The organism is Ruegeria sp. CL5, assembly GCF_056536485.1.
Window position 1 is genome coordinate 185,763 of record NZ_JBQFPS010000004.1, and the last position, 20,808, is coordinate 206,570.

Consider the following 20,808-nt stretch of genomic DNA (forward strand, 5'->3'; position numbering starts at 1 on the left):
TCAAGGTGTATTGCCTTCGCAGCATAGCTCATTAAGAGGACATCATGGCAGCTCCTTTAGTCCAAAACTGGGAACTGACCGCCGCCATCCAGGACATAGCAGATTGGCTGGTTCAACAGGGCTTAGAGAATGCGCCTGTGGAGCTCTGGCTCGAAGCATTCTGCAACCGTCTTGTTTCGGCAAGAATTCCGCTTCAAAGAGCAAACATCACTGTTCGCGCTCATCATCCCGAGATTGGGACTGTCGCTTTTCGCTGGCACAGGGATGGCGGTCGTGAGCGAGAGAACTTTGTCCGAAGAACGGATGCGCCTGAGGAATACGTTCTAAGCCCAATTTATTATCTTTTGGCAAACAACGTTGAAGAGATCAGACAAGATCTGACAGTCGAAGAACCCGCACTCAACTTTCCGATCTTCGACGAACTTCGCGCGCGCGGCGCAACTGACTACTTCGCGGTTAAACGGTTTTTCCTTATTCAGGACAATACTACGCCAGTCGATCCAATGCAGGCCTATGAAGGTGCTATAATCTCGTTGACAACCGACGCGAGTGGGGGCTTCACAAGCGAGCAAATTGATGGTTTGCGTCAACTGATATCTCCACTTTGCCTGACGCTGAAATGTGGGGCGAACCGATTGATGGCTGCAGATATTACAGCCGCATATCTGGGCAAAGACGCCAGTAGGCGCGTTCTTTCCGGGGACATCACCCGAGGTTCATCCGAAACCATTTCAGCCGTGATTTGGTACTTTGATCTACAAGGATTTACCAAATTATCAGAGGCGCTTCCGGGGGACTCAATCATAGAATTGCTGAACGACTACTTCGCGGAAGCTGTTGACGTAGTCGAACGCAATGACGGTAACGTTCTGAAATTCATGGGAGATGGAATGCTTGCCATCTTCGATATCAATCAAGTTCCGGACGCTCGCCGCGTCGCAATTCACGCGGCCGCGGAGTTGCGAAAAACCTTTGAGGAGCTCAACCAACGACGGCAAGCTGATGGTTTGCCAACGACCGGCTTCACTCTCTCGTTGCACGCAGGCGATGTTCTTTACGGTAATATTGGCGGTAGGTCTCGCTTGGATTTCACAGTGGTCGGCCCAGCGGTAAATACAACTTCGCGCATTTTAGGCATGTGCAGCGCGCTTGATCAGAACATTGTGGTTTCCGATAAGGTGGCGGGCGACTTGGTGGGCTCCATTCCAAGTCTTGTTTCCCTGGGGCAATACAGATTGCGCGGTGTTGCTGAAAGACAGGAGCTGTTCACGATAGACTAACTGCCGCTATTTGGAAGCTGCCGCAATGGGGTGTTGACCTGCGTCAAAGCAAAGGTAGCCGGATTGCTACTAGGTTGGTTTGCACATGGAACAGAACTGTTGGATCAAGCACCCGCGAAGAGCGGCATTCTTGGTCATAGTGATTGCATTGTCAGGGTGCACGGGCAGGCACCACCAAGGCAATTGGCATGGCCACGGCTTAGAAGGTTGCTATGGACCTCACCACGACGTTGATCGCGAGGTCCATTGCCGAACGCTCGAGTGAACTTGAGCCATACGCGATGCAACTCACAAAACGTTTGGCAACCAGTGTTATTTGGATTGAGATTCAGATCTTGTATCGAAACTGCCCGTTTGATGCTCAGTCCGGTAACATTGAAAAGTTTGGCCTTGGCACAATATCTTTGTACTCCCATGAGGAAGCGGAGAAGAGACCAATGAAACGACGCGAATTTCTATTAGCGGGTACAGCAGCAGTGTTGGCTACTCCTTCCGTCGGACAAGAAGCCCCACTCATCAAAGTCTACAAGACTCCAACCTGCGGCTGTTGTGCCGCGTGGGTAGATCACCTGATTTCCGCAGGATTTCGTACCGATACGCTAGACATAGGGCAGGAGCAGCTGTGGTCGCTTAAAGAACAAATGAAAATCTCAGATGAGCTTTCCAGTTGCCACACTGCAATTGTTGGGGACTATTTTGTCGAAGGTCATGTCCCGGCAGAAGATATCTATCGACTTTTGTCCGAACATCCTGAAGGCCTCGGCCTAACAGTTCCAGGCATGCCAATGGGTTCACCCGGCATGGATTTTTCAGACGAGCGAGAGCCCTATGAAACCTTGCTTGTTGGTCTGGATGGGACGACGAGTGTGTTTGCTCGACACAGCTGAGCGATTGGATGAAGGACAATCAGACTTTCTAGATCCGTGCCCAGCATTTGTTTGCTCTGATCTCAAAAGGATTCAGTTGCAACCGTTGTGTTTTTTCCACATGGCTGGGTCGTGGCCTTCAGGCACTGTGGAGCACGGGTCGTTCGCATACCCTCTTAGAATGCTGTACTGTTGGATTTGATCTGCGCTCAACAGTGGTGTTGTTTGCAGGTGCCGGGACAGAGGAACCATTCGCAATTTGGCCCTGACAGCTTCGGTCGCTTCAACAAGTTTGTATAGCTCGGCTAAGTCTAGCTGGTCACCGGCTAACGCTTCACTTAACGCCGCTTCGGCCTCAATAAACCGTTCGCCTGCGACGATTGCCTGTTCGCGCATTTCAGAATGGATCGTCTCAATTGTTTTCACCTGATCTTTCGAGAGTCCAAGTTCGTCTTTCAATTCGAGCAAGTGTGCTGGGCCTGGTTTGCCATTCAGCTCCGCAGGTAGAGCAAAACCTCAACCTCCGCCACGCCGCCTTCCACATTGTATTTTAGCCCGGATACTGAACTTCGCACCGTTCCCTTATGGATTTATCGCAGATTTTTAAGACACCATTCATCAACTTTGATTTGCGGATAGCGCCTGTTTAATTGAATTTTTTGCTTTCGTACCGTGCTTCCATCATGATGGCTGAAAGATGTGAATTCTCCGGTCCTTTAGTGACTAGATGGGAAACCTGTCTCTAGCTCTACTCAGACAACAAAGCGCCGCTCAGGTCAAAATGCTTCGGGAACATTGCCCGCAGAAAACGAAAAACAATTCTCATCGCTTCGTCGCGGTCAAATGAATCCGGGTGGAGTAGGTAATCGGTCCACATGCCTTCCAGCATTGCGAGTGTGCCGTGTGTAGCGTCCCTGGCAACTTGATTAGGGTGTTCGGTTCCGGCTTCTTTCGCAATTCGAGCGAAAGCGTTGAAAACCAGATTACGAAGCTTAGCGTCGCGGGTATCTGAAAACGCAGCGATTGCTGCTCTATTTCGGGCCTCGCCTCGAAACGCGTACCAAATGGAAACGTTTTTCTTATTGAGAATAGCTTCACTCAAGTCGCCCCGAACAATCATCTCAATATGTTCCTGTCCGGTTTGCCCGGTCGTTTCCAACAAGTCATAAATTCCGTTGTAGTATTGTTCGGATGAGTAGCGGGCGGCTTCGTCAACCAAGTTGTCCTTGCCGCCGAAATGAAGGTGAATCATGCCACGGGACAGCTCGGCCCGTTGAATGATTTCGCTGACTGAGGTCTCGGAAATCCCTTTCTCTGCAACCGAGTCGAGTACTGCCTCGATCAGGGAAAGGCGGTTTCGCTCGCGTATTTCTTGTCGTCTTCCAGTCATTGGTTCAGGCGGCTCTGTTTGTTTTCAGTCTCTTGCGGTGCCTTCTAGCGGCCAGTGTGAAATTGGCCATCCCCGGTTTCGAAATTATCAGTTGACACAACTAGTCCAAAAATTCCAGATTTAAATGGACGATTGTCCATTTTGTGATCGACATGGTCGCGCCACCAAAAAGCAAAGTTCAGCAGGGAAGAATGGCCGGAGTACTACGAAGTGAAACGGGCAAGGGCCTCGCACTGAGCGCACCTGCGACGCTCTACGTCGGTCTGCTTGTCGCCGTGCCGCTTTGCATTCTCGTCGCTTACAGTTTTTGGACCCAGACCTATGTTGAGATCGACCGGACCTTGACTTGGGTAAACTACCAAGAGGCGTTTACCGACCCATTGGTTCGACACCTAATGATCCGTTCGGTCGCAATTGCAGGCGCGGTGACATTGGCAACGGTTTGTCTTGCCTATCCGATTGCATACTTCATCGCGTTTCGGACACAGAAGAAGACCCTCTGGCTGTTGCTGATCACTATTCCCTTTTGGAGCAGCTACCTTCTGCGCGTGTTCAGCTGGAAACTAATTCTTGGCTTCAATGGGGTGTTGAACTCTGCGCTGATTTCACTTGGTTTGATACAAGAGCCGCTGACATTCTTGCTCTACAACGAATTCGCTGTTGTCCTTACGCTCGCCCACGCCTGGGCACCGTTTGCTATCCTGCCGATCTATGTATCGCTGCAAAAGATCGACCGCAGCCTATTGGAGGCTGCAACCGACCTTGGCTGCAACAAGCTTGAAAGGTTCGTTCGCGTGACACTGCCTCTGACGGTGCCGGGGGTCATTGCGGCCTGCCTGATCATTTTCATCCCAACGGTGGGCGATTACGTCACTCCGGCCTTAGTCGGTGGATCGCAGGGCAAAATGGTGGCGAACTTGATCCAAGTGCAGTTTGGTGCCGCCAATAACTGGCCGTTGGGTGCAACCCTGTCTCTTCTTGCCATGCTTTCGGTCGGCTGCGTTGCAATCCTGTTCGTGGTGGTCGTCACCGCATTGGGCCGGAGGATCAGATGACCAAGGCATTTCGTTTCTCATGGTTGCTGGTTTATGCGATTGCCTATCTGGTGTTTCTCTACCTGCCGGTTTTGCTATTGCCACTGTTTTCGTTCAACGACGGAACTATCGTAGCCTTCCCACTAAAGGGATTCACGTTGAAGTGGTACGCACAGTTGGGGCAGCAGGACACGCTGCTACAGGCTATGGTGAACTCGTTGATCGTCGGCAGCGTGACTGCCCTGATGGCAACATCTCTGGGTCTCTTCGCAGCTCGCGCCTACGTTCGGTATCGTTTCACGGGGCGTGAGTTGTCTGAGGGACTGGTCATGCTTCCACTGGTCATTCCCGGCATCATCGTGGCCAGTTCGATGCTGGTTCTGTTCATCAGCATCGGCCTGAAACCATCGCTGACCACCGTGATCCTTGGGCATGTGTTCGTGGCGTTGCCATTTTCCGTGTCGATCATGAAATCTGCATTTGACGATTTCGACCAGTCCTTGGAGGAGGCCGCGTTCGACCTTGGTGAAAGCGTCGTGGGAACGTTTCGGCGTGTTACTCTCCCAATCGTAGCGCCGGGTATTGTCGCCAGCCTTTTGGTCACGTTTACGGTGTCGTTTGACGAGTTCGTCCTGGCCTTTTTCTTATCCGGGAACAGCCCGACATTGCCGGTCTATATCTGGAGCCAGATCCGCTTCCCGGCAAAATTGCCCAACACGTTGGCCCTAGGATCGCTGCTTTTGCTGTCCTCGGTCCTGCTGTTGTTGATCGCCGAATATTTCCGCCGCCGTTCCATCCAATCGTCAGATTGAAGCCAAAGGAAACAAGCAAGATGAGCGAACAGAACATCATCGAAATCAAGGGCGTTGAGAAGCGCTTTGGAGGTTTTGTTGCTGTGTCCAATCTGAACCTGACCTTGAAAGAGGGTGAGTTCTTTTCGCTTCTTGGCCCTTCGGGCTGTGGCAAGACGACGGCTTTGCGCATCATCGCGGGTTTTCAGGATCACGAAGAGGGCGAGATCCGGATCGATGGTCGAACGATGGGAGAGGTGCCTGCGAACAAGCGTCCTACCAATATGGTGTTCCAAAGTTATGCGATCTTTCCGCACCTGAATGTCGGCGACAATGTTGGCTTCGGATTACGCAAGACCAAGCTTTCGCGGAAGGAAATTAAAGAACGCGTTGCCGAGGCGCTTGAGATGGTTGAACTGGGCGGCCTGCAGGACCGTAAGGCCAACGAGTTGTCGGGAGGTCAGCGGCAACGAGTGGCGCTCGCCCGTGCGCTGGTCATGCGACCCAAGGTTTTACTGCTAGATGAGCCTTTATCTGCGTTGGACAAAAATCTGCGCGAAGCGATGCAATTGGAAATGCGCCGTCTTCAGCAGAAGCTTGGAATAACTTTTGTAATGGTCACGCATGACCAATACGAGGCGATGACCATGTCCGACCGTATAGGCGTCATGTTTGCGGGGCAGCTCAAGCAGGTGGATAAGCCAGAGGTCCTGTATTCCCAACCGTGTAACCGGGAAGTGGCTTCTTTCATCGGTGGAATGAACTTTCTGGATGCCGAAGTGACTGCAGAGAATGCTGAAACGCTTGAAGTCAACGTTAAGGGCTTTGGGAAGATGGAAATCGGGGTGAACCCCAACGTCCAGGTGCATGACAAGGAACTTCTTGTCGGCGTTCGTCCTGAGCAATTGGAAATCAGTGCGGAAAAGCCGGATGGGTACGATGCTCTTGTTCAGGGCGAGGTTTCGGACGTCGCCTTTTATGGAGAGAGTGTCCACTTCTATGTGCGCGTCGATGGTCTGAAAGACAGTATCGCCGTCGCAGTACCAAACTACTTTCACACGGTCGATCACACGCGCGGCGATACCGTCTGGCTTGGCGTTCAAAGCGCCTCGGTAATTGACTTGGGTAAACGTGAATCTTTGGGAGGAGACAAATGAGTAAAACAGTATCACTTATGGCAGCAGTAGTTGCCACCTTTGCCGCCAGCCAAGCTCTGGCGAACGCCGCTGATCTGACCGTTTTTGACTGGTCCGGATATGAGGATCAGGGTTTCTACGGCGACTATGTCGAAAAGTACGGCGGCGCGCCTAGTTACACCTATTTTGGCAGCGTGGAAGAAGCGTTCACAAAGCTTCAGTCCGGTTTTGAAGCTGATTTGGCCCATCCCTGCACGGATGCACTGAGAAAGTGGGTAGCGGCAGACATGATCAAGCCGATTGACACAAGCAAGCTGGAAAACTGGGACAAGCTGATGCCCAAGATCAAAGAGGTCGATGGCATCACCATTGATGGGCAGACCTACATGGTTCCGTTCGAATGGGGCAATACTGGTCTTATCTATCGAACAGATATGATTTCGGCATATGATGTTTCCCTGCAATTGCTTGCCGATCCTGCATATCAGGGCAAAGTCGCCATTCCGGACGCCGCTTCCAGTGCCTTTGCAATGGCGGCATTGGCAACTGGCGCCTCCAGCTATACCGATATGAGTGACGAGGAATTCCAAAAAGCGGCGGACTACCTGCGCGCGATTCATCCGAACGTGCGCTTTTATTGGTCTGACGCCGGCCAACTGGATCAGGCAATTGCCAGCGGTGAGGTCACGCTGGGTTGGGGATGGAACCAATCGGAACTGAACCTGATCTGGAACGAAACGCCAGCGGTCATGATGCGTGATGTAGACAAAGGTATCGCAACTTGGGTCTGCGGTTATGTGCATCTGAAATCTGCCAAGCAGTCGGATGAGCAAGTCTATGACATGCTGAACGCGCTCAGCTCTGCGGCAAGCGGTAAATACATCATTGAAAGCTGGGGTTACGCCCACGCCAATGAAGACGCTTTTGCACAGTCAGACCCAGAGCTGATCGAAACCTACGGGTTTTCGGATGTGGACAGCTTCTTTGAAGGCAGCCTGTTCTTTGACGCTGTTAACCCCGAGCTGGAGGCCAAGATGTTGAAGGAATTCGAGCGCATCAAAGCTGGCTTCTAAGGGCACTCTTACAACACAGCCGGGAATGGTGGGGGCGTAGAAATCCTTCCATTCCCACGAACCAATTTCCAATTTCCTTGGAGGAAGCGCGGCAATGTCAGGCGCTGACGAATATTCTGTTCTCTTCGAACCGGTCAAGATCGGGCCAGTAACGGCTCGAAACCGGTTCTACCAGGTGCCCCACTGCAATGGTTTGGGTCATTTGCGACCTCAGGCCGAAGCTGCCATGCGGGCGATGAAAGCCGAGGGCGGTTGGGCAGTGGTGTCCACTCAGGAGGCCGAGATTCATCCGACTTCGGATTTGTCTCCTTATTCTGAAAACCGAATTTGGGACGATCAGGATATTCCTGCACTGCGTCTGATAACCAACTCAATTCATGAGAAGGGCTCGCTCGCGGCAATCCAATTGGCGCATAACGGGCACCATGCCCAAAACCACCTGACCCGCGCGCCTCTGCTGGCCCCATCAGAACTTGTCTTGCAGACTCCATACCCGAAACAGGCAAGGGCAATGGACAAGGCGGACATTCGAGAATTTCGCAGGTGGCATCGCGCGGCGGCTCGTCGCTCGCGCGAAGCCGGGTTCGACATTGTGTATGTCTATGCGGGGCATCACATGACATTGCCTCATCATTTTCTGCTGCCACAGTTCAATGATCGGACGGATGAATATGGAGGTTCGTTGGAGAACCGGGTGCGACTGACCCGCGAGCTTCTGGAAGAAACCAAGGAAGAGGTTGGAGATGATTGCGCCATTGCCCTTCGGTTTGCGGTTGATGAAATGCTCGGGTCAGAGGGGATGCAAGCGCAGGAAGAAGGCCGTGCTGTAGTCGAAATGTTGGCCGAGCTTCCAGACCTTTGGGATGTTAATGTGGCGGATTGGAGCAACGATTCCGCAACGACCCGGTTCGAGCCCCGCGACGGCTTTCAGACCTCATATATCGAGTTCGTGAAACAGGTGACCTCCAAGCCTGTTGTGGGCGTCGGGCGTCTTACGTCTCCGGACTTGATGGCGTCACTGGTCAAGAAGGGCGTCCTTGATTTTATCGGCGCGGCGCGACCGTCCATCGCTGATCCGTTTCTGCCCAACAAGATCAAGGAAGGTCGCATCGAAGAAATCCGCGAATGCATTGGTTGTAACATCTGTGTTTCATCTGACTCTCTCGGCGTCCCCATACGCTGTACTCAAAACCCTACTATGGGCGAAGAGTGGCGGAGGAAATGGCATCCTGAGATCATTGAGCGTCGGGTGAAAGAAGAAGCTGCTCTTGTTGTCGGCAGCGGACCAGCCGGACTTGAATGCGCCATGCAATTGGCGCGGCGAGGCTACGAGGTAACTCTGGCTGAGGCAAAGCAAGAGCTTGGCGGCCGTGTGCTGCAGGAAGCTGGCTTGACCGGGCTGTCCGCTTGGAAGCGCGTGACAGATCACAGAATCTACGACCTGCAACAACGCGGAAACGTTCAGCTGTTCACCGACAGCCCTTTGTCAGCCAGTGAAGTCGTCGAGCTGGGTATTCCGAACGTTTTTGTTTCAACTGGCGCAAAATGGCGACGAGACGGGCGCGGGAAATCTGCATTTCACGGTGTATCAATCGGTTTAGGTTCTCGGGTTTTTACTCCAGATGACATTATGACCGGGGTCGTGCCGGAGGACGGCCCGGTTGTGGTCTACGATGATGATCAAGCCTATCTCGGTGGAGTCTTGGCCGATCATTTGGCTCAAGCCGGGCGAGAGGTTTTCTTTGTAACACCGGCCTCACTAGTTTCGCCGTTTACCGAATTGACGTTGGAGCAGACTAAAGTGCAACGAAGTCTGTTGGAAAAAGGCGTTCACCTGAACCTGTCCCAGACCTTGGCCAATGTCGCGCCGGGTCAGGTGACATTGCAGTGCGTCTACACGGGACGAGAGAATTCCATTGAATGCAGCTCCGTCGTGCTGGTGACGCAGCGAATGCGAGAGACCACCCTTTACGACGAGCTTTGCGGTACGAATGCGGGTTTGCTGAATACGTTGGAATTAATCGGAGATGCCGCCAACCCTGGCTTGATCGCGGATGCTGTATATTCGGGTCACATGGCTGCCCGAAATTTCGAACGTAACGCAGACGACATCGACCGCGAATTTTTCCGCCGGGAACTCGTTTCCCTTGAACCTGTGTGAGGTGCGCCATGCCAAAAGACGACTTGCAAGTAATGCGCGACTTGATGGACGCGCAGCGGGAAGGCTTCGCCTTGCCACGTCACTTCTATACGTCTCAGGCAGTATACGAGAACGATATCAGTACGTTCTGGAATCGTAACTGGATCTGGGTCGGTCATGTTAGTCAGGTCGCTGAACCGGGCGACTATTTCCTGTTCGACTATGGGCCCGAGTCCATCATTGTCGTTCGGGATCGCGAGGGGGAGGTGCGCGCGCATCTGAACGTTTGCCGCCACCGGGGATCGCGGGTTTGCATTGAACGGAAAGGCAAGGCACGCAATTTCATCTGCCCCTATCATGCGTGGACTTTTGACCTGAACGGCAAGCTACGAAACGGACGATCAATGGGGTCGGATTTCGACCCGGGCCAATACGGATTATTCCCGGTTCAGGTGAAGATATTCCAGGGCCTGATATTTGTCTGCGTAGCTGAAGACGCCCCGCCGTTAGATGCTGCGTTGGAGCGGTTGGCCCTACCGTCAAAACCGTTCGACTTTGAAAACCTGAAGGTCGCTCATGAAGCCTCATACCCGGTTCCAGCAAATTGGAAACTGGCGTTGGAGAATTACCTGGAATGCTATCACTGCGCCCCGTCTCATCAGGACTATTCGCGCAGTCATTCGTTGAAGGATCCTGCTCAGGTTCTGGAGTTCGGCGGGGCTCTTCATGAGCGGATGGGAGAAATCGGAGTTCCCTTGGAGGAGCTAGACCTGACCGGAGAAAACGCGCTCGCGCCGGGTGCAGATGTCTATTGGCGCCGCTATCCGCTGTTTCCCGGCTATGTGACCGGCAGCAAAGATGGAGCGCCGCTGGCGCCGCCTTTGGGTGAACTGAAAGGTCACGATGGTGGTGCCACCGATCTGGGGATCGGGACACTGAACTATTTCCTTGTTTATGCAGATCACGTTGTTGGCTACCGGTTCGTCCCGCGCGCCCTGCAGGAAACGGATATTCAGATCGTCTGGTATGTGCGCGGCGACGCTCAAGAGGGTCGTGACTACGATAAGGACGCGTTGACATGGCTCTGGCATGTCACTTCGCTCGATGATGAGCGGATCATACGGCACAATCAGGAAGGCGTGAACTCCCACCACTTCGTGCCGGGACCGCTGTCCGAGATGGAATGGAGCATTCCAGGCTTCTATCGCAATTACTTCAGCATGATCTGACACGCTCAGAATTCGGAGAAATACCATGACAGAGTTAACGAAGCGCAGATCAAGACGGCGCGCGGGTGGACGTGAAGCACGAGCCGCCGTGCGAACCAGCAACGTCGCTTCGCAAGCGATCTGGCCGGGCATTTCGGGTGGTCGCTACAAGCCCCTTTCAGACGCTGACATGTCGCGCATTCATGAAGCCGCCCTCGGCATTCTGGAGCGTACGGGTGTCGGTGATCCAACGCAGGAAGTTCTTGATCTCGTGATGCCTAAAGGGGCGGTGGTGAACGAGCATGGTAGGCTGTGCTTCCCTCGCGCGTTGATGGAAGACCTTCTGGCCAGGGCGGCCAGCGAGTTTTATGTCCATGCGCGCGGATCTAGGGCCGGTAAGGACGATATGCACTGCACCAAGGACAAGGTGTATTACGCAAACTCCGGGACTGCCGTTACAACTTTCGACGCGGAGACTCGCAGTTACCGGCCGTCAACGCTCAAGGACATTTACGACTTTACCCGATTGGTTGACCGGCTCGACAACATCCACATGACCGGTGATACAGTTCTGGCAACGGATGTGCCGCAGGACTACGAGCACGACATGAGCATGCTCTACGCCATTCTGGCGGGTAGCGAAAAACCATCTTGTCTGACGTTCCGCACTCGAGAGCATATTCAGGACGCGATTCATCTGTTCGATCTGGCATCAGGCGGCGAGGGTAAATTCCTCGAGAAACCCTCGGTCATTTTTGGCGGTTGTCCCATAGTATCCCCGCTCCGGTTTGGGCGGGAAAACTTGGAGATCCTGATTGATACAGCGAAGATGGGGCTTGTCTGCGATTTGGCTGTTCCGCCACAAGCTGGGGCGACGTCGCCTGCGCCTCTGGCCGGGACTTTGGCGCAAGCCGTAGCCGAGACCCTATCTTGCGTCGCAATTGCCAATCTGATTAACCCGGGCACCCCCGTCGTCTTTGCAGCTTGGCCGTTTATTACTGATCTGCGAACTGGTTCATTCACGGGTGGCAGTGGTGAGCAGGCGTTGATATCCGCGGCGGCTATCCAAATGGGCAATTTCTACAACCTCCCGACCAGCGTCGGTTGCGGCATGACGGATTCCAAGATCCCTGACGCACAATACGGTCTGGAAAAGGCGTTAACTTTCGCATTGGCGGCCCATGCCGGGGCCAACAGGCTCTGCGAATTTGGTGGCATGCTCGGTAGCCTGATGGGTTGCAGCTTTGAGTCCATGGTCATCGACAACGAGGCAGCGGGCATGATCTCACGAACCCTGCGTGGTATCGAGGTGAGCGACGACACACTGTCGGTCGACGTCATCCACGAATGTGCAATTGATCCCGGTCATTTCCTCGGCAACACGCAGACCTTGCAATACATGGAGACTGAGTATGTCTATCCGACCTTGATGGATCGGGAGCTAACCGATACTTGGGAAAAAGCAGGTCGTCAGGATATGTTTGAACGGAGCCGGTCAGTCGTGAACGATATTCTATCCAATCACTATCCAAACTATTTTGGCAGCAAGGCGGATGCGGAGGTTCGGTCCAAGTTCCCGATCAAATTGCCACCAGAGGTGATGCGGGCAGGGTAAACGCAGCGCACTTAGGCGAAGGCATCGCAACCATGAAAATTGCGATGGCGCGCCGGGGCAGTTCCTAAGGTTTGAACGTACCCTGCTGCTTTAGGTCTTCGGTTGCCAGCCGGATACCTTTTTCAAGGATGTCGAACATCTGGCTCAATTCACCTTCCGTAATGATCAGAGGTGGGGAAAACACGCACATGTTGATAATCGGCCGCAGGATCAGCCCGTTCTCCTGACAATGATGATCAATCAGGGCGCCGACAGATTTATCTAGGTCCAGTGCATTATCAGCTTTTGCGTCTGCAACACATTCGACGCAGCCAACCAGCCCCATGCCGCGCGCATCACCGACGAGCGGCAAATCTGCCAGAGCCTGGAGGCGCTCTTCGAAGAGCGGCTTGATTGCACGGACATGTTCCAGAACGCCGTCGCGCTCCATGATTTCAATCGTCTTCAGGCCTGCCGCCGCGCTTACTGGATGGCCTGAGTAAGTGAAGCCGTTTGAAAACGTGGCGTTCTGCGCATTGTCTCCGCTTACATCTGCAATCAGCCGGTCAGAGATGATACAAGCCCCCATGGGGACGTACCCAGACGTCATGCCTTTGGCGCAGGTTATGATGTCGGGCTTAATCCCAAAGACGTCTTCGGATGCAAACCAATGCCCAAGTCGCCCGAACCCGGTTACGACCTCGTCTGAAATGTAAAGGACGTCGTACTTCCGGCAGATTTCAAGACAGCGCTGATGATACCCCCGCGGCGGCACGATGACGCCTCCAGAGCACAGGATCGGTTCTGCGATGAAAGCGGCGACTTTGTCTGCTCCAGTCTGCAGGATCATGTTTTCCAGATCCGCTGTTTTCTCGTCCAGAAAATCGTCGACCGTCTGATCGGAGCGACGTGTATACGGGTTCACATTCGGTAGGAAACGCGTCAGGTGACTTACCTGGTCCAGCCAACCTTTGTCGCGCTCTTTTCCGGACACTGACGCCGCCAGATAAGTCGATCCGTGATAAGCTTTCTGTCGCGATATCACGATTTTCTTTTGAGGTTTTCCCAGCAGGTTATTGCGGAACTGTACAAACCGCAGCGCACTATCCACGGCCGTTGAACCACCGGTCGTGAAGAACACATGGTTCAAATCGCCCGGCGTTCTCTTGGCGATTTCATGTGCTAAACGGGCCGGAGTTGAGTTGGCGTTGTTGAAGGGCGAAAAATACGCCATCTCTTTCGCCTGCTGAGCCATTGCATCGGCAATCTCGGTGTTTCCATAGCCCAATTGAACGCACCACATGCCAGCAGGGCCGTCTATCAGGCGCTTTCCGTCCTCTGTGACGACATGAACGCCAAGTCCGCTTTCGGCAAAGGTTCGTTCATTTTGACCAAGGTGTGACATACCTTCCCACGGGTGCAAGAAGTGTTCGTTGTCCCATTCTCGTATGGACCGAAAGTCGGAGTTGAAAAGGGTCATGCAGCACCTTAATGTAATATAAATCACAAAATGAACAAGCATTCATTCAATGTCAATCCTTGAACTGTCGTATTGCTAAATGCGAGAAGACAAAGGCGACTACCCCAGCGAAGGAGAAATAAGATTACTCTCGAGCGTGATACCCCAACCAATGCCCGAGATCTGGGTAAATTGCAGAACCGAAAACAGCTGATCCAATCGGCTGCGGACGCCATTTATAGATACGGAATACGCGGAACAACTTCGGCAAGAATCCAAGAATTGTCGGGATTATCGCAAGGGATGGTCAACCTACACTTTGGTTCCAAGGAAAAGCTGCTGCTTGCGGTGGCTGAGGAGTTGTCAGTCCGCTACGCGGAACAGTGGAAGGCCATTGCAGTCCATCCAGAGTTAGACCCGGCAGACAAGCTAGTCTCTATCATAAAGGCAGATTTCGACCCCTTGGTCCTTAATGCGCGGGACGTCGCGATCTGGTTTTCCTTTCGGGCTGAAGCGCTCTCAAACCCTCACATATTTCCTTTTATCGACTCGCGAGACAAAGGTTTCCGCGCGGTGATCCTGGAGTTGTTGGAACAAATAAAGGGCGAAGGCGAGTATGAGGATGTAAGCGCCAAACTTGCAACAGACGCGTTGGTTGCTTTGCTGGAAGGGCTTTGGACCGACTACCATTTGCACTCAGATATTTTCAAACCCTCTGAGGCTTTGAAGATCTGCCTGTTTGTGCTGCAGTCGATGTTTCCTAAACACTTTAAGCCGTCAGAGATTGACGAGAGGTGTCGTGACACTGGTTAGGGTCGCCGTTGCAAACAGGATCAGGACAACGGCCAACAATTCTACCGAAGTTAACCGCCGGAAAATAATTGACACGCCACGCTTCTCAGCCCTGAGAGCCGGAACAAGCCGCAGCTTGTTCAGCGCCGCCAGGCCAAGGGCGAGAGTCAACGCTGTTGTAAGTGCGGGAAATGTAAAGATGCGTGTCATCATATGTCCTTTCAGGATGTCAGGATCAAATTTGAAGATCGATTTGGGTCAGGCCGATTGGCCAATGCGCTCAACCGCGTCGTCGGTCCACCAGACGCCGTTGGCGACCATTCGGAAGTTGATTATGGCGGCGAGATACCCGTCACCTTCAGGCACCTTGGCCCCGGCTGTGGCATCGCGAACGACAGCGACTTCGTAGCCCAGCTCCAGCAGCTCGTAGAGATGCGCTTGCGTACACAGGTTCGCCGACATCCCCGCAAGGATCACCTTGTCGATCTTGCGCTTGCGCAACTGCAGGTTCAGGTCGTTCTGAGCAGGGCTATACCATCCAGCTGCGACGGTTCGATGGTCCGCATCAGATCTTCCACGGTTTTCCGGTCTACTATTCCGTCTCTACTGATATGTTCTATGACGTGATGTATCAGCCGAATGCATATCAAGCCCTCACCGCCGGAGTTTAATTTCGGGATCTATCGCAAGCGTGTAAGTGAACTACGATCATCAAACAAAGGTTGAAACTTGCCGATCAAAGCGCAGTTATGATTGAAGGAAAATGCTATGAAGTTGTGGGACTTGTACAGAAACTACTTTCAATTGAGCGCGTACATTGAGCCGCGTAAACTTTTGGGCAAATCGTGCAAAGTTATGCGCAAACATCGCGCAAAGTTATGGGCGAGCCCACTTGAATTTCTTGAATGAAATCAAAGGAAGGAACGCAGCGTTATGCGCGCACCTACATCTAGTGTAGGTTTGCGCATAGCACTTCGCACACCCCATAAGTTTGCGTAGTTCGCCCATAGTTTTGCGCTGCGCGTTTGTCTGCAGTAGCGACGAATTCAATCAGTTTATGGCTTAGTCGTCGCGTTTATGGCCCTTTGCATTACTCAATCCCGCAAAGGGCCTCCCTGAGGAACCTGGGATTCACGCGAAGGTCTGCGATGCGCAGAAAGCGGACTTTGCAAACTTTGAAGAACGATCATTGCGAATCTTTGCCGAGACCTTTTGGAGCAACCGCTATTGGGAACTGGTTGGATATGCTTTTGATCTAATTTGCTGCTCTGCCGAAGTCTCGCGCCTGTTGCAGGTCGCTTTGATTGCAAAGTCAGGCGATGGTCACTGTCCCGAACTGGTTTTCGCGATACTGCAAAGCAGATCAACATGTCGATCCAACCAATCCTCGTCCAGTGCTTCGTGACGTATGAGTTTGCGGAAATAAGGTGCCGCGACTGCTAGTTCTATAAGCTGTTCAACCGGAACATCCGCGGCGATCTCACCGCGGTCTATTGCGGCTGCAAATACTGCTTCAACACTTGCGAACCTGTCTTTCATGAATTCAGTGATCACCAACCGCGCTTCTTCGTCGGTGGACGCAGCAGCGACCACCTGAGGCGCGATTTGGCCCCATGGTGTGTCATTCAAGGCTCCCATCAGTACGCCGAGTAACCAGCGCAGGTCAGATCGCAGCGGGCCATCGGTTTTGGGCGGTATGTTCGGCGGTGTTGCGATGCGCCTGAACGCTGCATCACGCAGACAACGCGCATCTGGCCAGTGCCTGTAAAGTGTGCTGCGCGAAATGCCAGTTGCCTTCGAAACTGCACCATGAGTTACGTGCAGTACGCCCTCATCCCTCAGTATCCTTTGCGCCGCATCAAGCGCGGCCTGCCGTGTGGCGATCAGCCTAGGATCTTCTTTCAATCACCCCTCCTATAGAACATTTTGTTGCGTAGTAGAACAGTATGTTCTATAAGTATGGCCAGCTAAAAGCTAAAGCTCAATACTCGATTTCGCGAACACGTCTTTTCAAAATAGGAGCGTATCAATGTTCAAAGTGGCAGCAACCCCGCTGGCGGTACTCTTAACGATGGGCGCGACAACCGCATTGTCCGAGAGTGGCAGCTACGAGCTGGATCCTGGACACAGCCAGGTATTGTTCAGCTACGACCACATCGGTTTCTCAGAAACGTTTGGAATGTTCTCAGGTTTTAGCGGCGAGATAGAGTTCAACGAAGATGATCCGTCTGCGTCGTCTGTCACAGTGTCTATGCCTGTAAAATCCATGATCACGGGCTGGGATGCCCGTTTGCAACACTTCATGTCCGATGACTTTTTTAGCGTGAGTGACGGTGACGTGGTCACATTCGCCTCAACCAGCATTGAAGTGACCGGTGAAAACACCGCGGATATTTCTGGCGACCTGACCATGAATGGCGTCACCAAACCTGTTGTTCTGGAAACAACGCTTAACAAGTCAGCGCCATACCCTTTTGGCGAAAAGGAGGGCACGCCGACCTTGGGGCTGGCTGCCAGGGCGACTATCGTGCGGTCTGAATTCGGACTTGGGGCATTTGCGCCAGCGGTGAGCGACGAAATCGAGCTCTTGATCAATATCGAAGCATTAAAGGCTGAGTAATGTGTGCAAGGGCGCTGATACTGCGCTGAGCGCTCATTCTCAACTTTTGACGGGCTGGCAACAAAATGAATGTGTTCCTTAGACTACTGGCGGTTGCTGTGATAACGGTGGCGTTGACGTGCCCGTTGGCATTCGCACAAGAGCGCTCCTTACCGGAGCGCACTTCACCCCGCCCTGAAACGACAAGCGGAGTACCGCATACTCAGATTGGTGTCGAAATTGATGCCGATTTGGCCAAGCTATTGCTGGAGCGTTTTGCGCAATTCCCAGGGGTCACGCTTGGCCCAACACGCATATCGCTTCCAGGCGCGATTGGCTTTCAGCTTGATCCCGACATGTTGTTGTCCCAACCGAACTCTATCGTCGGTGGGTTTGAGTTTGCGCACATGCATCCTGATGGCAGCTTGCATGCCTCGCTCGACCCAGAAATGGCCCGAAGGGCAATTGAGGCTGGGTGGGCCGTAGCTCACCCTTGGGCCAAGCAACGTCCTGGGTGGAGCGGCTTTGTCATGATCTATACTCCAACCACACCCGAAGAGCTGGATGTCGTCATCGATCTGGTTGAAAGCTCGTACACCTTCATCACCGGCATCACTCTGGGCTAAACACCCACCTGCTGACCTTTCCGTTGCTGACTAATGCGCAGGTCAGTCAAAATTCAGTTTTACCGGAATTTCAGATGATCCATGTACCACCGCTCTAGACGGGCCGGATCCAGAGATGTGGGGCAACTTCAATGGATGCAACTAGGATCGTTTGCTTCGACACATCCTCGTAACTTGTCAAAACTACATACCCCCAGTAGATATTTGGTATGTTTCGCTTGATCCTGTCGATACTTCTTGTTGTTGTATTCTCTGGCGCATCCGCAGCGTCCGTGAAGCATGGCTTGACCCATGGATCGGATCATTCTGGTCTTCATGCTCAAATGGCGGACGACGATCCGTTGGCTAATGCCGAGAAAGCTGTTGCGGATTGTTGCGACACCACCAGCGGCATGGGTTCAGCATCCTGTTTTAGTGATCTTGTCGCCACGGCGGGGATTTCGCCGATTGCTCCATCGGTGATCTCAGAGGGTGGTGTGATGCACGCTGATTCCGATTTTTCGGGCCTCGCAATGGGCGTCCCCACCGGTCCTCCGAAAGCCTGAACGGCAACGGGCGCCCGCCCGCAATCCGTTCAAATTTCACATCAAAGGACCGACAGACATGATCACACGTCGTCACTTCACCACACTGTCCGCAACTGCTCTCATCGCGACCGCTCTTCCCGTCCGTGCAGGCACTCCAATGCACGTGCTCAGCTCACCAGGTTGCGGATGTTGTCACGCATGGGCCGACTTGGCTCGCGCACGTGGCTACGCCGTAACCGTTGAGGAACTGACCGCCCCCGAGGCACAGAAGTCAGCGCGGGGTATCCCGTTGAACCTCGCATCCTGTCACACCGTTGAAGCCTATGGTTATGTCTTTGAAGGCCATGTGCCGTTCGAAGCACTGGAAACCGTGTTGAAGGATCGGCCTGACATCACAGGGCTAGCTGTTCCTGGCATGCCAATGGGCTCTCCTGGTATGGGCGACGATCCGTCCGCCCGCTACGACGTCGTTGCATTTGGGGGACAGGCAGGGACCGGAACGGTGTACTACCGCGCGGGCACAGCTCAGCCGTTCGACACCTGATGGTAGGGCGTACAACACTCTTGGTTACCGGTGGGCTTGCGCTCGCCGGTTTCACAGTAGCGTTCGTTCTGGCCCAAGCCTCTGAAGCGGTCGGTCTTTTGACACCTGATGACGCGGAAGTTGTCGCCATTGGCCAAGATATTTACGCGGACGAATGTGCTACCTGCCACGGTGAGAACCTTGAAGGACAGCCAAACTGGCGGAAACACGGCGAGGATGGTTTGCTACCAGCACCGCCGCATGACGCCACAGGGCATACGTGGCACCACGATGATGAAGCGCTCTTCACCTTGACCAAATTTGGCCTGGCCGGACTGATGGAAAATGCGCCCCCAACCGGTATGCCGGTCTATGAAGGTGTGCTCAGCGATGACGAAATCATAGCGATCCTTTCTTATATCAAGTCAACCTGGCCCAATGACCTTCGTGAGTACCACGACGAGCTGAATGCCCATTCCGAATAGAGGAAAACTCAGATGATCAAACAAACTCTTATCGGCTTGGTCGTAGCAATGGCTCCAATACTTGCGGCCGCGCATTCCAAGTCCGAAGAAACGACGCCGGCTGACGGCGCGACTGTCACGGACGTGCCGGAGCTTACCATGCGGTTCGATGATCCGATGCGCATCATCTCGGTCACGCTGACCTCACCAGATGGCGACGTCGAAATTGACCGCGAAACGGGTATGGACCCCGCTACAGAATTCCGGGCTGTGCCGTTGGAAAAGCTTGCACCCGGAAGCTACCGCTTCGACTGGCGCGGTATGGCTTCCGACGGTCACCCGATGCAGGGCAGCTTCTCTTTCACAGTCGCTAAATGACTGGACTGGCCGCCATTGACGGTGTTGTCGTCTTGGCCATTCTGGCGAAAGCACTTGGCTACGGTGCGGTGTTGCTAGCGATGGGTAGCGTCCTGTTCACTGCCCTCTTTGCCAAGCGCGCGGAAGAGTCTGTTTTACGCCTTGCGCGGCACCTCGCGGTCGGAGCTGCGATTGTCGGTTTGGCCGTACTTGCTCTACGTTTTGGCATCAGAGCAGCGCGGATATCTGGGATGGGCTTTGAGGGCGCGACGGACCCAATGATGCTTGGTTTTGTTTGGGATAGTCCGCTTGGCACCGCCGCGATTTGGCGAGGGGTGGGTGAACTCGCGATATTGGCAATCCTGCTCCCCCGTGTAGGTCAGTGGGTAGCTTTGGCAGGTTGCCTCGCCATTGCGATTTCATTTGCCCAGGTGGGGCACTCGCTCGGAGAGCCTAGAGCGGCTCTCGCGGTCTTGCTTGTTCTTCATCTGCTGGCTGCCGCGTTTTGGGTCGGTGCTCTCCTGCCCTTGTGCAAAGCAGCTCTCACTCCCACAGGGGCCGATCTACTGCACCACTTTGGCAGTGTCGCTGGTTATGGAGTCGCCGTCCTGATTGTTGCGGGCGCAGCGCTCGCGTGGTTGCTTTCGGGCTCCGTAGCCGCCTTGTTTGGGACGGCATATGGATTGGGGCTTTTGATCAAGGTCGTGATCGTTTCTGCCCTTCTTGGCCTCGCGGCGCTGAACAAGCTGAGATTTGTTCCGGCTCTCAGGACTGAGAAGCGTGGTGCGGAAATTGCTCTCCGGCGGTCGATTTCAATGGAGATGTTGGCTATTGTCCTGATCCTGTTTGCAACGGCGATGCTAACCAGTGTGACGACACCTCCCATCAATCTCTGATGGCTTATAGTCCGAAGCCGGAACTGCAAAGCCTTGTGACGAATGACCGGTTT

Annotated in this window: 22 protein-coding genes; 17 read left to right on the top strand and 5 right to left on the bottom strand. The window is 53.6% G+C overall.

Translation table 11 applies throughout. From position 1 onward, the window contains the following. Positions 1-44 precede the first annotated feature (44 nt). Together ACR0IU_RS08850 and ACR0IU_RS08855 are read left to right on the top strand one after the other, a co-directional pair. Positions 45-1,280: an adenylate/guanylate cyclase domain-containing protein gene (locus ACR0IU_RS08850; RefSeq protein WP_480715953.1), complete on the top strand. Its 1,236-nt coding sequence runs from the start codon at positions 45-47 to the stop codon at positions 1,278-1,280. Positions 1,281-1,492: 212 nt separating this feature from the next. After that, complete coding sequence (locus tag ACR0IU_RS08855; protein WP_480715954.1) at positions 1,493-2,167, top strand: DUF411 domain-containing protein; 675 nt, start codon at positions 1,493-1,495, stop codon at positions 2,165-2,167. A gap of 72 nt (positions 2,168-2,239) precedes the next feature. Here ACR0IU_RS08855 and ACR0IU_RS08860 read toward each other — a convergent pair whose 3' ends face one another. Further along, entirely contained in the window at positions 2,240-2,572 is a 333-nt protein-coding gene (locus ACR0IU_RS08860) for a hypothetical protein (RefSeq protein ID WP_480715983.1), read from the bottom strand. 322 nt (positions 2,573-2,894) lie between these two features. Next, on the bottom strand, positions 2,895-3,536 hold the full coding sequence (locus tag ACR0IU_RS08865; protein WP_480715984.1) for a TetR family transcriptional regulator C-terminal domain-containing protein: 642 nt from the start codon (positions 3,534-3,536) through the stop codon (positions 2,895-2,897). Positions 3,537-3,727: 191 nt separating this feature from the next. Here ACR0IU_RS08865 and ACR0IU_RS08870 point away from each other — a divergent pair, with 191 nt between their 5' ends. The 7 genes from ACR0IU_RS08870 (at position 3,728) to ACR0IU_RS08900 (ending at position 12,533) form a co-directional block, all read left to right on the top strand. Continuing rightward, positions 3,728-4,591, top strand: a complete 864-nt coding sequence (locus ACR0IU_RS08870) for an ABC transporter permease (RefSeq protein WP_480715985.1) — start codon at positions 3,728-3,730, stop codon at positions 4,589-4,591. Further along, positions 4,588-5,382 (top strand): ABC transporter permease, encoded by a 795-nt coding sequence (locus ACR0IU_RS08875; protein WP_170568088.1) that lies wholly within the window; start codon positions 4,588-4,590, stop codon positions 5,380-5,382. Before ACR0IU_RS08870 ends, ACR0IU_RS08875 begins: the two co-directional genes overlap by 4 nt. A 20-nt stretch (positions 5,383-5,402) precedes the next feature. Further along, the gene (locus ACR0IU_RS08880) at positions 5,403-6,518 is read left to right on the top strand and encodes an ABC transporter ATP-binding protein (RefSeq protein ID WP_480715986.1); all 1,116 of its coding nucleotides are present in this window, start codon (positions 5,403-5,405) and stop codon (positions 6,516-6,518) included. After that, positions 6,515-7,570: an extracellular solute-binding protein gene (locus ACR0IU_RS08885; protein ID WP_480715987.1), complete on the top strand. Its 1,056-nt coding sequence runs from the start codon at positions 6,515-6,517 to the stop codon at positions 7,568-7,570. The genes ACR0IU_RS08880 and ACR0IU_RS08885 overlap by 4 nt, the downstream gene beginning before the upstream one ends. A 94-nt stretch (positions 7,571-7,664) precedes the next feature. Next, positions 7,665-9,731, top strand: coding sequence for an oxidoreductase (locus tag ACR0IU_RS08890; protein ID WP_480715988.1), 2,067 nt, complete (start codon positions 7,665-7,667; stop codon positions 9,729-9,731). 8 nt (positions 9,732-9,739) lie between these two features. Further along, the gene (locus ACR0IU_RS08895; protein WP_480715989.1) at positions 9,740-10,939 is read left to right on the top strand and encodes an aromatic ring-hydroxylating oxygenase subunit alpha; all 1,200 of its coding nucleotides are present in this window, start codon (positions 9,740-9,742) and stop codon (positions 10,937-10,939) included. A gap of 25 nt (positions 10,940-10,964) precedes the next feature. After that, complete coding sequence (locus ACR0IU_RS08900) at positions 10,965-12,533, top strand: trimethylamine methyltransferase family protein (RefSeq protein ID WP_480715990.1); 1,569 nt, start codon at positions 10,965-10,967, stop codon at positions 12,531-12,533. Between the two features lie 64 nt (positions 12,534-12,597). Here ACR0IU_RS08900 and ACR0IU_RS08905 read toward each other — a convergent pair whose 3' ends face one another. Beyond that, on the bottom strand, positions 12,598-13,992 hold the full coding sequence (locus ACR0IU_RS08905; RefSeq protein ID WP_480715991.1) for an aminotransferase: 1,395 nt from the start codon (positions 13,990-13,992) through the stop codon (positions 12,598-12,600). 171 nt (positions 13,993-14,163) lie between these two features. Between ACR0IU_RS08905 and ACR0IU_RS08910 the strand changes: the two genes are divergently transcribed. Beyond that, positions 14,164-14,784, top strand: coding sequence for a TetR/AcrR family transcriptional regulator (locus tag ACR0IU_RS08910; protein WP_480715992.1), 621 nt, complete (start codon positions 14,164-14,166; stop codon positions 14,782-14,784). Between the two features lie 237 nt (positions 14,785-15,021). Here ACR0IU_RS08910 and ACR0IU_RS08915 read toward each other — a convergent pair whose 3' ends face one another. Both ACR0IU_RS08915 and ACR0IU_RS08920 read right to left on the bottom strand, forming a co-directional pair. After that, positions 15,022-15,276 carry an isochorismatase family protein gene (locus tag ACR0IU_RS08915; protein WP_480716127.1) on the bottom strand — a complete coding sequence of 85 codons (255 nt, stop codon included), beginning with the start codon at positions 15,274-15,276 and terminating at the stop codon, positions 15,022-15,024. Positions 15,277-16,086: 810 nt separating this feature from the next. Further along, complete coding sequence (locus ACR0IU_RS08920) at positions 16,087-16,668, bottom strand: TetR/AcrR family transcriptional regulator (protein ID WP_480715993.1); 582 nt, start codon at positions 16,666-16,668, stop codon at positions 16,087-16,089. 124 nt (positions 16,669-16,792) lie between these two features. Here ACR0IU_RS08920 and ACR0IU_RS08925 point away from each other — a divergent pair, with 124 nt between their 5' ends. The 7 genes from ACR0IU_RS08925 to ACR0IU_RS08955 all read left to right on the top strand — a co-directional run bounded on the left by ACR0IU_RS08925 (position 16,793) and on the right by ACR0IU_RS08955 (position 20,755). After that, positions 16,793-17,383 carry a YceI family protein gene (locus tag ACR0IU_RS08925; protein ID WP_480715994.1) on the top strand — a complete coding sequence of 197 codons (591 nt, stop codon included), beginning with the start codon at positions 16,793-16,795 and terminating at the stop codon, positions 17,381-17,383. Positions 17,384-17,448: 65 nt separating this feature from the next. Beyond that, positions 17,449-17,988 carry a luciferase domain-containing protein gene (locus tag ACR0IU_RS08930; RefSeq protein WP_480715995.1) on the top strand — a complete coding sequence of 180 codons (540 nt, stop codon included), beginning with the start codon at positions 17,449-17,451 and terminating at the stop codon, positions 17,986-17,988. Positions 17,989-18,197: 209 nt separating this feature from the next. Beyond that, a complete protein-coding gene (locus ACR0IU_RS08935) occupies positions 18,198-18,533 on the top strand; it encodes a hypothetical protein (protein WP_480715996.1) in 336 nt (111 codons plus the stop codon). A 58-nt stretch (positions 18,534-18,591) separates the two neighbouring features. After that, complete coding sequence (locus ACR0IU_RS08940) at positions 18,592-19,059, top strand: DUF411 domain-containing protein (protein WP_480715997.1); 468 nt, start codon at positions 18,592-18,594, stop codon at positions 19,057-19,059. Continuing rightward, entirely contained in the window at positions 19,059-19,523 is a 465-nt protein-coding gene (locus ACR0IU_RS08945; protein ID WP_480715998.1) for a c-type cytochrome, read from the top strand. The genes ACR0IU_RS08940 and ACR0IU_RS08945 overlap by 1 nt, the downstream gene beginning before the upstream one ends. 12 nt (positions 19,524-19,535) lie before the next feature. Further along, on the top strand, positions 19,536-19,880 hold the full coding sequence (locus ACR0IU_RS08950; protein WP_480715999.1) for a copper resistance CopC family protein: 345 nt from the start codon (positions 19,536-19,538) through the stop codon (positions 19,878-19,880). Further along, on the top strand, positions 19,877-20,755 hold the full coding sequence (locus ACR0IU_RS08955; RefSeq protein WP_480716000.1) for a CopD family protein: 879 nt from the start codon (positions 19,877-19,879) through the stop codon (positions 20,753-20,755). The genes ACR0IU_RS08950 and ACR0IU_RS08955 overlap by 4 nt, the downstream gene beginning before the upstream one ends. The last annotated feature ends 53 nt before the right edge of the window (positions 20,756-20,808 follow it).